The sequence below is a fragment of the Anaplasma phagocytophilum str. Webster genome (assembly GCF_000964685.1).
GTDB classification, from domain to species: domain Bacteria; phylum Pseudomonadota; class Alphaproteobacteria; order Rickettsiales; family Anaplasmataceae; genus Anaplasma; species Anaplasma phagocytophilum.
In genome coordinates this window covers 1,148,000-1,162,092 of record NZ_LANS01000001.1, presented here as the reverse complement: position 1 = coordinate 1,162,092, position 14,093 = coordinate 1,148,000, and the positions used below count along the sequence as shown (strand labels likewise).

At 40.6% G+C, this 14,093-nt stretch carries 12 protein-coding genes, 1 tRNA gene and 1 other RNA gene; 6 read left to right on the top strand and 8 right to left on the bottom strand.

Features of this window, described 5'->3' with window-relative positions:
- Positions 1-586 precede the first annotated feature (586 nt).
- The 5 genes from APHWEB_RS04700 to APHWEB_RS04685 all read right to left on the bottom strand — a co-directional run bounded on the left by APHWEB_RS04700 (position 587) and on the right by APHWEB_RS04685 (position 3,013).
- Positions 587-994, bottom strand: coding sequence for a hypothetical protein (locus APHWEB_RS04700; RefSeq protein WP_020849338.1), 408 nt, complete (start codon positions 992-994; stop codon positions 587-589).
- A gap of 73 nt (positions 995-1,067) precedes the next feature.
- Positions 1,068-1,577, bottom strand: a complete 510-nt coding sequence (locus tag APHWEB_RS04695; RefSeq protein WP_011450756.1) for a hypothetical protein — start codon at positions 1,575-1,577, stop codon at positions 1,068-1,070.
- Positions 1,578-1,913: 336 nt separating this feature from the next.
- Positions 1,914-2,387, bottom strand: a complete 474-nt coding sequence (locus APHWEB_RS04690) for a ClpXP protease specificity-enhancing factor SspB (protein WP_020849339.1) — start codon at positions 2,385-2,387, stop codon at positions 1,914-1,916.
- Between the two features lie 197 nt (positions 2,388-2,584).
- Positions 2,585-2,913: a transfer-messenger RNA gene (gene ssrA / locus APHWEB_RS06085) on the bottom strand.
- Positions 2,914-2,941: 28 nt separating this feature from the next.
- A tRNA-Asn gene (locus APHWEB_RS04685) sits at positions 2,942-3,013 on the bottom strand.
- A gap of 570 nt (positions 3,014-3,583) precedes the next feature.
- Here APHWEB_RS04685 and APHWEB_RS06510 point away from each other — a divergent pair.
- Positions 3,584-3,760 (top strand): hypothetical protein, encoded by a 177-nt coding sequence (locus APHWEB_RS06510; protein WP_011450874.1) that lies wholly within the window; start codon positions 3,584-3,586, stop codon positions 3,758-3,760.
- A 544-nt stretch (positions 3,761-4,304) separates the two neighbouring features.
- Here the strand turns inward: APHWEB_RS06510 and coaE are convergent.
- Positions 4,305-4,979: a dephospho-CoA kinase gene (gene coaE / locus APHWEB_RS04675; RefSeq protein ID WP_011450876.1), complete on the bottom strand. Its 675-nt coding sequence runs from the start codon at positions 4,977-4,979 to the stop codon at positions 4,305-4,307.
- 524 nt (positions 4,980-5,503) lie between these two features.
- Between coaE and APHWEB_RS04670 the strand changes: the two genes are divergently transcribed.
- The 4 genes from APHWEB_RS04670 (at position 5,504) to APHWEB_RS06505 (ending at position 7,675) form a co-directional block, all read left to right on the top strand.
- Positions 5,504-6,106, top strand: coding sequence for an L-threonylcarbamoyladenylate synthase (locus tag APHWEB_RS04670; RefSeq protein ID WP_011450878.1), 603 nt, complete (start codon positions 5,504-5,506; stop codon positions 6,104-6,106).
- A complete protein-coding gene (locus APHWEB_RS04665; RefSeq protein WP_020849340.1) occupies positions 6,094-6,972 on the top strand; it encodes a DNA polymerase III subunit gamma in 879 nt (292 codons plus the stop codon). Before APHWEB_RS04670 ends, APHWEB_RS04665 begins: the two co-directional genes overlap by 13 nt.
- A 192-nt stretch (positions 6,973-7,164) precedes the next feature.
- Positions 7,165-7,440: an HU family DNA-binding protein gene (locus APHWEB_RS04660; protein WP_011450880.1), complete on the top strand. Its 276-nt coding sequence runs from the start codon at positions 7,165-7,167 to the stop codon at positions 7,438-7,440.
- Positions 7,441-7,531: 91 nt separating this feature from the next.
- The gene (locus APHWEB_RS06505) at positions 7,532-7,675 is read left to right on the top strand and encodes a hypothetical protein (protein WP_011450881.1); all 144 of its coding nucleotides are present in this window, start codon (positions 7,532-7,534) and stop codon (positions 7,673-7,675) included.
- Positions 7,676-10,715: 3,040 nt separating this feature from the next.
- Here APHWEB_RS06505 and APHWEB_RS04655 read toward each other — a convergent pair.
- On the bottom strand, positions 10,716-11,417 hold the full coding sequence (locus APHWEB_RS04655; RefSeq protein WP_011450886.1) for a pyridoxine 5'-phosphate synthase: 702 nt from the start codon (positions 11,415-11,417) through the stop codon (positions 10,716-10,718).
- 228 nt (positions 11,418-11,645) lie between these two features.
- Complete coding sequence (locus APHWEB_RS04650) at positions 11,646-12,182, bottom strand: adenylyltransferase/cytidyltransferase family protein (RefSeq protein WP_020849341.1); 537 nt, start codon at positions 12,180-12,182, stop codon at positions 11,646-11,648.
- A gap of 199 nt (positions 12,183-12,381) precedes the next feature.
- Between APHWEB_RS04650 and APHWEB_RS04645 the strand changes: the two genes are divergently transcribed.
- Positions 12,382-13,416 (top strand): flagellar biosynthesis anti-sigma factor FlgM, encoded by a 1,035-nt coding sequence (locus tag APHWEB_RS04645; protein ID WP_011450888.1) that lies wholly within the window; start codon positions 12,382-12,384, stop codon positions 13,414-13,416.
- Positions 13,417-14,093 lie beyond the last annotated feature (677 nt).

Below are 14,093 nucleotides of genomic sequence, written 5' to 3'. Positions count from 1 at the left end.
GTCGTGAAATGTAGTGCAGGAAGGCATACTACTGAAACGGTTATATACTGCCTTTATTAAAAAGGCTTATGTTCGACCTCTGTCAATATGATTCCGTCTGAGCCAACCATGTTACGGACCTAGACATGAAAGCTCGTTGTTTTGTATACAAGGTTTTACTGCTTGTAAACGCATATGGCCATATGCGTAATTCCTAACTATACCCAAGCCCATTATGGATTGTGTTTGCCACCAAACACCCACCTCTACAACTATAACGAGCCATGACACAAGTAGTCAACTATTGATTTCTTAAAAAATATTGGGATTTGATCAATAATTTGATCAATAAAAAGAAGCAATACCTAAAGAAGAAAATATGCCTTGCTATGAAGATAATAATGTGCACTTCTATAGAGTATTCACTCCCTTACATCGGCTATGGGGGCTTTTATACAGTACACTTTTACGAAGGCACGGTGCCGTCTATGTGCAAGCACCGTTTTTCGCTAATTGGTAGAAAAATTACCTACTATAGTATGTGATACCCCATGGAATCTGCAACTACACTTGGATAAGCAGCTTCGACGTTAGTAGATGGGAAATCCTAGTCTTGAGGATTAGCACAATCACATTCTGCAGGAACGCCATACTCAGGATTTCCCATGCACTGCTGCTTTACGCATACTGCTGCTGCTTCGCACAGTGTCTTCCTAACATTATTCAATAACTCCCCATGCAGTTCTGGGTTTGGTAATGAACTCACATCTATAGCTTCAAGTAACAGTTTAGCATCAGCTAGTAGCCCTGTTATATGAGAAAAAACATTTGCATCTCCCAGAGATTTAACCTCATTGAGACTTCTGCCACGAAGTACAGATAGTGCTGCTTGTAATTTTGCTCCGACACCCAAAACAGTGCGCTTACAGTTCTCAATATCACCTTCTATTACTGTTGGTATTGTATTGAAAGAAGTGTGCACTGCGTACATGGTAGACACAGCTTCTAAAAGCATTGGGAAAGGTTACAACCGCTTCCAAAGACATTATCATTGATGCACACACCAGCTGCATTGCGTTCGTGTTCTTCTAAGGCACGTTCTGTACTATTTTGCACAATTGAGTATCAGTGCTGTTGAGTACAGGATGCCCAACCATACATTGTAGTATAGATGCTGCTGTAGAGAAGGCGTGTAAGGCACTTTTACGATTGGTTTCCTGCTCTTCATCGCGTAAGCTAGAGATATAAGCGGCCTCCGTTAAGAGATGATATGCCATTGTTCGTATTTCAGGCTCTGTGCATCTTCCATTAGATTCAGTCACTAATTGACTTATTGACGCGTCTGACATTGAGCTAATAGCGCAGCACGACGTATTAATGTATCTCTCGATACGACGTTTTGTATCGGTTGTAGCCGCGCTTTCTTCTACCTTACCCGTGGTGACATATGCATTTGCTCTACTTAGTATTGCAATTGCATCTACTAGTTTTGTAACAGCGTCAGAAACATGACAGACAATATCAGGGCTTTGTTCCGCAAAAGGATTTATAGCATGGCGAGATTGATCGAGATGCGACAGTGCCTGTAAACACTGCATTATAATAGTGCATTTCCTCTGCGTTTTAAGAAATGTATAACCCTCTTTTCTCTACGCGCATCCGCTGCTCTAAAGTGCTCCTAGTGACTGCGCCCCTCACAGGAGCATATGCACTTGCCGCAATGTAACACCCTGAAGGAGAACTATCATACAGTGCCTGCCCTATTTTCAAAGACTTAACGGAGACCTATATCCACGCGAAACCCTACGCTCCGCAGCTAGCTAACCACTTTGCCGGTGGCTGCCCCTTCTCCCATTGGAGACTTCAGAAACTACAAAGCCTGTCCCAACACTGCTCTCTCGAAAACATAGCCCATTCCCCAGAATGCTATACGCTTAATTCTTTCTAAACTTATCAATAAAAATAATGTTGTCCTGGGTTGTATGCGATGACACTATATCCTCATCAAGATCATCGTCATTGTCGGAATCCATTTCCATCTCTAGCTCTATATCGCCGTATTGCTCTAAATCAAGCGAGAAGTTTGATATCATATCAACGTACTTAACTATAGCTCTAAAAGGTACTGTAATGAGCTCTTCCTTACCCCTAAAGCTAAGCACAACACTAAAGCCATTCTCACTAACGTTTAGCTCACGGAACTGATATTGCAGAACTATAGTCATGCTCTCAGGGTACTGTATCCTTAGATAATCAGGAAGAACAACACCACTGCAATTCGTCACAAAAGAAACGGCGACATGAACATCTCTGGTAGGCGAGAGCTTAGAAAAGAAGGACATAGCCTCCCTCACAACACCGCACATTGCAGAATATACTAACTTGCGATAATCTACTAAATCACCCATATAACCTCTCACGCATATAAATGCAGTTATCCCCTAAGGGTTATACTCATATAGAGCAGAGCTTGCCATTATACCATAAATAAATACAGTCGCTAAAATAAAACTTACCGCGCTGCAAAGAAATTAAATCATGAAATGCAACTCACAGGACCAGTAAATAATCCCACACTCGATGCACAAGAAGCGATAGTATCCGAAATGGAGGCTTTTCTGTTGCCCGGTAAGCCTCCGAGACCGCGCTAAAGGCACACTAGGCTGCAGCTACGAAAGCTGTTTCCACGTTGTCATTAGCGGCAACGAAATCATCGTTTGCACTTATAAATATGACCCAATTATACGGCTGGAATTCCCACCGAGCAACAGCCAGCTTCTTTACTACGCCTGTCTAACCTGTCTCATCCCCGCAAACACGTGGAGATGCCGAGCACTGCCCTCGGGTCCAAAACGTCTATTCCAAGTAACTTTTATTGCCATAGTGAAAGATCACGAAAGGATTGTACGCCAGCACATGGAGAAAGTCAAGCAAGCACACTAAACTTTCCCATCACATTGAGCTCCCCGGGTCGGATTCGAACCAACGACCTACTGGTTAACAGCCAGTTGCTCTACCGCTGAGCTACCAGGGAACAGCTCTAAGCAGACTATACCGCTATTGCTATATAAACAAAAGCCAGACTCACGCATATCAGCGCGCTCCCTATATATAACAGTTTCGTACTTTTTTCCACAAAATTGAGAAAAATTTTTGCAACAAGTCTTACATGCTTTTTGCAGTGATTAAGAATTGTACATACATGGTGCCTAGATTTATATCCGTGGTGTGCAACCACACCGATCAACATACTATGAATGTGCCATGTATGACGCAAAATTATCTAGTTTAAAAACATACAACTGCAGATATCCATAGCATGCTCTCGCACAATTATACTTCTGCATTTTTAAAATCCCAATTCGTACTCAGTATCGCCCATAACGCCGTATTATCCATGAGATAATCCCCATAATGGGTGTAAAACACGCTAATTAGCTTCAAGTTTCCACAGCATAAAAACCCGTGCCGCGCATATTAGAGATCCACTAATAACCTAAAGGTGGCATTTTACCAAAAAAGGCGCTATTCGAGTCATATGCTCCGAGTACAGTGCTTGAATTGCTGACATAGGTATAACAACAGCACCCTCTCAATCAATGTCATGGTGATGCTCGCTGCTGCGGATACTAGTAGAATTGCTGGATTGAAGTTCAATGAAGAACATCAACTCAAAGTGATGTGCCTATCCCGAGTATATCACCTCAAGGTATTGCTAATGCCAGCGTCACACTACAGTAACCTGTTGTCTTTACGTGACGGAACGGATTTAGCTGCTTGAAATGGCAGTAGCATTCCTGCAAGTGGTTAGAATGGGCATACTATGAATACTCAAGACACTATAAACTCTGGAGAAGATATAGAGATACGAGGCATATCTGCACACACTACAAGAAAACAATCTGTAGGGAATCTGGCTCCAGGTGCTCTTATTAAAAAAGCTCGAGAGAAAACAGGTCAAGCCATAGCATCTGCTCTACCTTCTACACCTACAGAAATCTATACCTGCTGTACTTGCAGTAGTAGCATAACAAGGCCAAGAACTTACTACTAATGAAGCTTCAGCTTTTTTACTACAAAGATCTGTTGCTCTAAGTCATTGAGTTGCAGCTTGAACTATGCGATACAGCAATAGCGACCAAGTGTTGCAGGACGACTAATAACCTATACTCAAGGTGATGTGCCTCTTCTGAGTGTTACCTCAAGATGTTGCTAATGCCGGCATCATATTACAGAAACCCGTTGCTATAGAGAGAAAGCTGAAATAGACCCGGCCTACGTAGGAGCAGCTGCAAAGTCAAAAGCTATAACATACCGCTGATAATTCACAGAACACTAGGTAATCGACCTAGCCCATTACGTCTAGGAAGAATGCATAAACGCTGACTGTGGAAACGTATATCGCGTTGTGCATTGACACGAGAATTATTGAGAATAGCAAGTACCCCTAAGGCTGTATCCCTTATGCTGCCACATGTGTTTATGCTGAAATCTGCAAAATTTCGTCTTTTTTCAGCCTGCACTTGCCTACTTAAAAGGCACTTTATCCCCTCTTGCGATATACCCCTTTCTCTCAATCTCCGTACCTGTATTGCCTTGCTCACACGCACCCATACTATGAAATCACAACTCCTCCAATATCCTGCTTCCAATATCATAGGTATATCTAATATCACATATCTCGCTTTCCTTATGCGACTCTCAGTAATGAATCTATTTTGTCTGATGAGCAGCTCACTATACAAGGCCGCCTGCAACATTTGCCACTTTGATCCATATTCTACAAAATGCTTTAATAGCTCTTTCCGAGAAACACAGCCATCATGAATTGAGTCTGGAAAATACTCTCGGACAAGCCCTATGATGCTGGCATCATGCTCATACATTTTGTGCACTTCTCGATCAGCATTAAAAACTCTTGCCTTACCAAATTGTGAAAAAAGTCTTGCTACCTGAGTCTTACCTGAAGCTACCCCTCCACTAAGGCCAAAAATTATCATGCCTTACCTGTTGTGCCGCAAAAATTTACACAATAACTATCACCTCGCTATATACCTAATAAAACGCTGTATTGCATGCGTATACATGCTCAACATTCTATGTACAAAGCAACACATTTACCGTATTCAGAAATCAGCTGCAGTCACGTAGAGATTCTTTCTCATCTGCCATATCGCTTAAACCTCTTATATCACCCATTAAGGAAGAATGCCTCGTACGCTTCGGAACAGAATACATATTGACTGATTACATAGCTCATATACAACGTGAAAAGTACAAATACTACGTATTGTTGCACGCTATACAGCGCATTATATGTTTTTTACTCTCCCTCTAATAGTACGAAAAAATTTGTCTACCATGCATACAAGGTCCCATAAAGTACCCTTGAAAATTTAGTATAAATAGAGTTAATACGCATAGCTGAATGTGATACCCTAATACATGGAGATGTCCTTTAAAGACCTAACAACTTCATTATCGGCTACCAGCAGGCTTATAGTAACTATGTATATTGGTATATATGGTTGAAGAAATAGTAAATGCGCTTAGAAATGAGGAAATAGTATGTTTCCCCACTGAAACTCTGTACGCTTTAGCATGTAATGCTTTTAGTGAACGCGCAGTTGCTAAACTGTACGACATAAAACGTCGTTTATATGATAAACCTTTCTCTCTAATGTTAGGTGATATTCAGCAAGTTAAGAAGTTTTCTAATATGAAAAATACAGACTTGAGGATAATGGAAATGTTATCACCGGGGCCGATAACCTTCATACTCCCTCTGCATTATGCACAAAACTTGCCAAGACGCTTCTTCAAAGATACCCTGGGCGTGAGAATACCTGATCATGCGCTGGCGTGTAATATACTCAGTAGGTTTGAGTTCCCTGTTGTAGCTACTAGCGCGAATTTGTCTGGTGAGCGCGATGCTCTAAAGGCCTCTGATATTCCTGAAGAACTTAGAATGCATGTTTCTAAGTTATGGGAGGATGATAGCTCTGTTAGCGGAATGTGTTCTACAGTATTTGACATGGTATCGCAGAAAATACTGAGAACTGGTATGCTACCGAGTAGCAAAATTCTTGATGCTATTAACCGTGGAAAAACAACATGGACACAGTAGTTGGACATAGTGCTCAAAAAGAGACTCTTTGGCAAAATCGTGAAGTCAACACCTGGCTTTTGTGCGGGAAAAGAGGTATCGGTAAAGCAACTTTATCGCATGCTTATGCAAGGTTTCTTACTCGCTCTGATTCTTTGGATTCTCATCCAGACGTAGCTATCATAGATGATGAAACATCACCTATAGGTATAGATAAGATCAGAAAAATTAAGCACTTCTTACACATGTCGCCGATAAGTGCAGAACGTAAGATAGTGATACTTGATAGCATTGATGGGCTAAACAGCAACACGATAAACTCCATGCTCAAGATCTTGGAAGAACCGCCACAACACTCACTTATCTTGATAATTAGTCACAACCTATATAGCGTGCCTATAGTGATAAGGTCTAGGTGCATGATTCTTTCATTCTCTCAGCTTAGTCTTGAGGAAACAAGACAAGTAATAGGATTAAAATTTCCCGATATGAACTTAGAAGATAAAGCAGTAGCTTTATATCCTGGCATTCCAGGAATGGTATCTGAAGACATAGACAAAGAAATAACTCTGTACGAGAACATAATTGACTTGATACAGAAAAAAAACGTTTCTGACACCATAGGAAACGTGCTGGAAACAGAACTTCCCATGCACAAGATAGAGTACCTATCACTTAAAGCGATATATGACACAATTCTGAGCACACTTAGGTTGCACGAAAGCAACACCAATTACGTGACTGAGGCAAATATACTTGCAATGTTGGATAAGTACTCAAAAGCACAGGAGATTTTTGCTACCGCGCGAAAGTTACATATACATAGGGAAGTAACCCTATTTAGAATAGCTGAGATTATATCAAATCTTCTCAAATCCAAAAAATAGGGATATTGCCTAGTGTTCATGTTCTCAATTATTATGTTCTTTACCTAAGTACGCTGTCTTTACATGATTTTGTGGCAAAAAGTCGTCCATGCTTAATAATACGTTAGTTAATGGCTACGAATTTAGTTGACTATAGCAACCAACCTAATATCCTAGGTCCGGTTAACTTATGTCGAGTCAGGAGTTTTACTTATGAGCAAGGAAATCATAGTAAGGGCGTTGATGTCGGGTTTAGGCTTTACAAAGAAAGATTCTAGTAGCGCTTATGATGTGGTAATGTCTGCAATTAAGACAGCCCTAGAAACCAATCATTCAATTCGCCTGCACAACGTTGGTACGCTGCATGTTATTCAGTGCGCAGAGAAGAAGTACCACAATCCAAAAACTGGTCACTTAGAAACATTACCTCCAAAAAGACGTGTACGATTCCGTTCGAGTAGGAAGTTGTTAGATACGGTAAATGTGTAGAAGCACTTTGTATGCGGGTAGGAACCTAGCATCTTTTTGATCGTGTATTTCTTGTTAGAGTTGTTGCTTCGTAGACAAAGTGGATTAGTATTTGTATCGAGTTGCTACGAGCTTCAAAAGAGTTGAGTGCCTTGAGGCGGTTGCGGTTTTGGTTTGTGCTGGGTTTCACCTCGCGTTTGAAGTGTGTGCTTTGTTTGGCTTGGATGTACAGGTTACAATGATGTGCAGTTTATAGCTCTGTGGGTGTGTTGTGCTCTTTGAGTGGATATTGTTGCCTTGTAAAGGCTAGCTGTGCTTAGTTTCTCGAAGATGAAGTGAGTTTTAGAAACCATAACAAGGGTACTTGAAGGAAGGGTGTTTGAGTTGTGGCGTATGCGTCGTTTTCGAGAATGTAGGCCTGTTGCGTTATTATATACTGGGTGCGTGGAATGCGTCCTCTTCTCGTGTGTATCATATAGTGGGACGTTATGCGTTCGGTGAATAGCAGCACGTCATGTTATAAGGTATTTCTGAGTAAGGTGTCTTATATATACAAAAAGCTTCACTAGTGCGGTTTTGGCAGATAGGTTACAAGATCTGACGATAGCGGAGTTGTTTGGAGAATGGAATATCTGCAGTTGTTAGGCATGCTGGTTATGAATTTGGTATATAACTATAAATAGAGAGTGCCGCTCTTTTTGTTTAACCTAGTAATAGCGTTATGAATCGTGTGGTAGCACATAAAAGCATGTAATATACTGCTGAGCGCATCCGTAGGGTGTTATGTTGCTTGCTATCATCCCCGTGATTAAGCACATTCTGGAACGTGCTCAAAACTAGCTCTGACTGTTTATAAAACACAAGGAGCTAGGACTAAACCCACACTGTGTCGGAATGCTTTGCGAGTGTGCTAAGGAGTTTCAGGCGTTATTTTTTTGCAAAAATCGCTGAATGTCATCTTGCGTTCCTGATTCTCTTGCATTGTTAGTACTATAGACTAGCCGTTAGTGTAAGAGGGTCAGTACACGGTTCTGGATGTTGTTGCCTGAAAACTGGAAGGTTTTTAACGCTATTATACTCCTGTGATAGAGCGCTTTGCTGAGTATTCTGACGTTGCATAGTCAGTCGCCCCCCAATGCATTTAGAATGAAATAGGCCCCGCAATAAAGATGCCTCAAGATATGGTTTATATAGGATTGTAGTGTTTAATAAATGAAAAAGACACACAATGCATAGTTCTTGGTACACTGCTGGGAGAGAAGAAAAAAATTTCAAGTGTTGTTACATTGCTGTGATATAGGATGCTTTGTTGTAATATTGCCGCACAGTCACTGCTAGAAACAAATTCCCAGTGTTAAAAACAAGGGGGAGAAGAGTAAATGCTCTGTAATACAGCTTGTGAGGTATTCAAGTGTTTGACTGCTGAAATAGAGAACACACTTGTGAATTTGCTACAATATTTCGCAATTAAAGCTTGTATCCTTACATACCAAATCCACACCTATGCCTAGTATCATACTAGAAACTACATAATAAATTGCAAGGAGCTCTATAGTGCTATTTGCCCGATTCTTTCACTCTAACATACTATTCTTTAAAAGGAGTTTTCCACAATCACTTGCCAAGGTAAACCCATCAGGTCCATCTTAGACAACATACACAAATTTCAAGATACGGATTACGATGTGTGGGTCTTAGAAATCCTCATAGCCACTACCCTGCTTTTAACAAATAGCATATCCCTGAAATCTTGCTGTTCATAGAGTTACTGTTTAAAACAGGCCCTCGGTTTGGATAAGGGAAAAGGAGATGTAATATCGCATATACGGTTTATAGGTTATAAAAGTGTTTGATAAATGAGTGCCACACAATTTATGGTGTTCTCAATGGATACTAAAAACTTTTTGGGATATACCCAGCTCATCCCACATAACTAATTGACTTTATATATTTGAGATAAGGAAAATTTCTCCCCTAAAAGCATAGTCTTAGTTAAAAATGATATACACGTTACATTCATAATGTCTAAATTTATCGCTACCAGCCAAAGATGAGCCAATATTAGCTGCAGGAAAAAGGTGCTCTCTGCGAAACCAAGGTCTTTAAAGTTTCTATATGCCCTGGTTTGATATTGCCATTATCCTTATTCCGCAACATGTGTATAAGAAGCGCATGGAGTGGTGTATTACCGTCTTGAGTAGCTGCCATTTCTAAATTTATAGGCACATTATCATCTCGAACATGTCGTCGTACCAACGTTGTGCAGGCGAATTGAATGATTGGTTTCTAGGGCTGTCTTAATTGCAGACATTACCACCGTAATGTGGCCTAAATTTATCGCTACCAGCCAAAGATGAGCCAATATTCGCTGTAGGAAAAAGGTGCTCTCTCATGAGCTCTAAGGATAGCTCACCGCTGCGTATCATAAAGTGATGCAGTGTGTTAACTGCTCACTTTTGCAAATTTCACCAATAAGCACATCTACAAAAAATCAAGAAGAGCATATACTTCTTGATATTTCTAGATGATATCTTCTGCTTTTACGAGATGAAAGGCAGAGTTTACACCTTATTTCTAACTACCCCTTGAGTATATTCTTATGAACAGCGTACCCATTACTCTACTCGGATATAGACTACCAAAGGGCATAGGATAATAAGATCACTTTGGAAAGCTGCACACATCAAACGACCAACGCAATGCATAACTTATAAATACGATGGAGTAAGGCTCATGTCTTACTCTCACATATAGCAAGCAGCATTTACATTTTCAGCAAGAAAAATTCTTCCTTAAAAGCATATTCTTAAATGAAAAATATACACGTTGCATCTGCAGTATGACTAAAATTGATCGCATATACTGGCCTTAGCAGCTTCTATAGGAAACTCTTAGTACTAAAGAACATGCTGCACAGCGCATCATAAATTGACATAGTGTTCTACACAAACTGTTCCACTTTTGCAAATTAGAGATCACCGTAAGCAGAAGTATAAAAAATCACGAGTGACATATTCTCTTGTTTCATACTTTCTTCATTAGGCATAGTTGACACTTACCCTATCCCCCGTACTGCCTCAGAATATTCCGAACACAACAAAGCTTGATTACTGCTCCACTTAGATGTGAGCGAAGCCCGCATACTAACAGAGTGCGAACCTTGGAAGGACAGCTGATATCACACTCACGCGAACGCCGTCAGCATACCGTACAACTCAGCATTTACGCACCCAGACTTCACAGTTCCCCCACATCTCATTTTACTTGATGTTACACTTCCTCTCTAAGCATTTCTATCAGGATGTTATTATATCCTTCATTTTCCGTACCGCATTCCCCATACCCTGTGTTATAGCCTCACAAACAAGAAAATGGCCAACATTTATTGCGGTGATATGCTTCACCTTTGATATAGCTGCGGCACATTCATAATCTATGCCATGTCCTGCGTGACATATCATCCCTGCTTCGTGTACTAGTTGCGCTGCGCGTGTAATCATTTCCAACTCCTGCGGGGCACGACTGATACAATACGCACCGACATGAAGCTCTATCTTGTCAACGTTCATTCTTTTCGCACAGGCAATGTCTTCTTCGCTAGGATCGAGAAACAACGTTACTTTTATGCCATGCCTTTGCAGCTCACTAATAATAAATAAACGGGTGTCATAAAGTAATTTAGTATCCAGACCGGATTCCGTAGTCACCTCTTCCCTTTTCTCCGGAACCAGACATACAAATTCTGGAGATAATTCTTTGGCTATGGCCAGCATTTCTTCAGTAGCTGCCATTTCTAAGTTTATAGGCACATTCACATGCTTCTTCAACGCATACAGATCATCATCTCGAACATGTCGTCTATCTTCTCTCAAATGCACAGTGATGAAATCTGCGCCATGTTCTACCGCTATATTCGCCAACTCAACTATACTGGGATATGTTGTGCCCCTGAGATTGCGAAGTGTTGCCACATGATCAACGTTGACACCAAGCTGCACTGAAATCCTCCTTGAAAATACTGCTTAAGTAACCTAAAGACTTTAAGAACTACACATAAATATGTTACACGATTATCGCAACACAACGTAATATAAACATTCTACATGCAGCCTCCTATGTTCTAGAAATTATGACGTTCACAAGCGTCTCTACCTTCTTTTTATTATAATATCCCCTCCCAGCGTCAACAACAGTATTTCAAAGGCCTTACGTATACTCCGTAACATTTATAGTTTATTTCTTATCTTAGTTGATGACATATCACATGCTCTAGCCCTTATTATGCTCCATCCTCGCGATATGTTACATACATTGTCGGCAGAAAAATTCACTCTAGGAACCACTGATGCAAATGGCCTTTTTAAAACCTTGTACGTGGATACAGCACGCTCTAAAAATACAATAGGGACCATTTCACAGAAATCCCTCCATCTATACCAGCGGTGGATCGAAGCCATATTATCTGATCCCGCTATCCAAATAAATTTAAAGCTCGGATACTTATTCTTACAATATTGTACTACTTCATATCCTCTAGGGCTATCCATTGTAATTACACGCATACCCTGTAGCTTCAGAATAACTTCCTGAACAAGGTCTTTTCTCTTCTCTAAATCGTACTTACTTGAAGACTTGAGGTAATTTCTACTAGTAACTACCCACCATACCTCTCTAAGCCGCAATAACTTTCTGAGTTTCTGCGCAATATAGACGTGTCCTTCATGAGGAGGATCAAAAGTTCCACCAAATATCCCTACTATCACTACATAAACTTCACAAATGTATTACACTACATAGTATATCTAGGACTGTTTGCTGTCACGGATTCAAAAGCTTTTCCACTGTTGCAATTTGTTGCAGTATGTATTATACTGATACAATGGGTTTTGTAGCCTCTATGATAGGTATGTGATTCCCTTTACCCTTAGCCCTAATTTATCGCATTTTACATGAGGTGATGTTGTGCCTATATCTAACATCAAGCTCCATCTGGAGGATAGTAATCTAAAACCCGAAAATGTTGTAGGAATTTGTAGAAAAAGCAATGCGGACGTAGTTGCTACTGTAAACAAAGAAATTTCTGATGCTGTTGAGCGAAGCATAGCGAGCTTGTTAGCTAGTGGCACGCAAGAAAAACTGGCTCTTGCAGCGAAGGTTTCTGATCCTAATTCACCAGAGCATGCTGCATTGCGTGAGCAAGTCGCTTCTGAGCACCTTAATACAAGAATGAGGGAGTTGCTAACAGAAGCTTTTGGTGAGGAAAAAGCCTCTGCGATATACAAGTATATGTTTAATAATTTACGTACTGGTGAGCGTAGAAGGACACTTGCGCTCAGTATGTATAAACTTGCGCAGTTTGAAGAATCTCGCGACTTCGTGAAAAAAGATTTAACTCCTGAATACCTGAATAGCTTTTTAGACCTAGTAGATGCCGCTAATAATACTCCTGATTTTGATGAAGAGGAGCAAGCTATTAGACAGGCTCAGCGCGAGGGTAAATACGAGATAGATAAATCGTCTGTCTTTGATAAGCTCGTCTCCTATATATTGCCAAATGCTAAGGAAGGAATTCCCGGTGTCATGCGGGGAGCTTTAAAGTTCCTGAAGGAACGTATGAACATTTTCGGGAAGAAGGAGGAGCAGACTACAGATGAGTTGTGTGCTGATCTTGTAACGGCTCCGATTAGTTTATTTGCGATGTTATGCGTTTCATTAGTAACTGGTGGTGCTGGTTTTGCTATGGTTACTATTCCTCTGCACTGTGTATGGAAAGGAATGAGCACTGTCAAGGGTTTGACCTCTGAACCTGAAATAAACGTACACGACATACTATCAGGTGTAAAACCAAAGATTTACACAAGTACGGACTTTGATTTTCACCCTCAAGCCGAAGGAGCAGAAGGAGCTGTTGCTAGTCAAGTTTCTGGAGCAAGTTCTTCTAAGGCAGCATCATATCTAGCTTCTAGCAGCTCACCTAGTCAAGGAAGAGGATTATAGCTCTCTACTTTTATAGCTTTGTTTTGTTCTGTAGATGGCTGTCTATACGAGTAAATTCAGACAGACAGCCTTTTAGTGTCTTGCATCATGTAGGTATTGCCTTTGACACACTAGACACTGTTTGGTACTCAGAGTTGTTACAAATCTGTGTATGGTACAGTCTAGCGTACACACAGACGCTGTAGTCATACATAGCAGTATAATAAGGGAATGGATCACTAGCAAGACCTATCTGCTTAGTGATTACATCAGTAGCTGTTAACCACTAACTGCAGGAACTTACTGTTTTTCTATGTGTTGCAGAAAATACAGATTAATCTACTGAGATATAAGAAAATAAGAACTTTTATCAGCCTTGGAAACATCAAGAACATCCCCCACTAAGCGTCATACCTACTCCGATTCTTATACTACTCAGCTTGATACGTTATAGACTCTTTACACCGTAGAATCTTGCGCGGGTGCTTCCCGTGTGGCTACTACCTGATGGATTACAAGCACTTACGATTCTCCAAGCACGTAGTACAACGAAAAACATACATGAGATACGAAATGTACACTACTTCTGAAGATTACCGTTGCAATCTATCATTACTTTCCAAGCAAGCACCAAAACCCCTGTGATTTGCGATTACATAACCTGAGATCTGAAACATAGCATAGTCACGAAAAATCTA

Bases quoted from the DNA above. Each gene is read 5' to 3' on its own strand.
- APHWEB_RS04700 (WP_020849338.1), bottom strand. From the start codon at position 994: ATGCTTTTAGAAGCTGTGTCTACCATGTACGCAGTGCACACTTCTTTC.
- APHWEB_RS04695 (WP_011450756.1), bottom strand. From the start codon at position 1,577: ATGCAGTGTTTACAGGCACTGTCGCATCTCGATCAATCTCGCCATGCT.
- APHWEB_RS04690 (WP_020849339.1), bottom strand. From the start codon at position 2,387: ATGGGTGATTTAGTAGATTATCGCAAGTTAGTATATTCTGCAATGTGC.
- APHWEB_RS06510 (WP_011450874.1), top strand. From the start codon at position 3,584: ATGGTGATGCTCGCTGCTGCGGATACTAGTAGAATTGCTGGATTGAAG.
- coaE (WP_011450876.1), bottom strand. From the start codon at position 4,979: ATGATAATTTTTGGCCTTAGTGGAGGGGTAGCTTCAGGTAAGACTCAG.
- APHWEB_RS04670 (WP_011450878.1), top strand. From the start codon at position 5,504: ATGGTTGAAGAAATAGTAAATGCGCTTAGAAATGAGGAAATAGTATGT.
- APHWEB_RS04665 (WP_020849340.1), top strand. From the start codon at position 6,094: ATGGACACAGTAGTTGGACATAGTGCTCAAAAAGAGACTCTTTGGCAA.
- APHWEB_RS04660 (WP_011450880.1), top strand. From the start codon at position 7,165: ATGAGCAAGGAAATCATAGTAAGGGCGTTGATGTCGGGTTTAGGCTTT.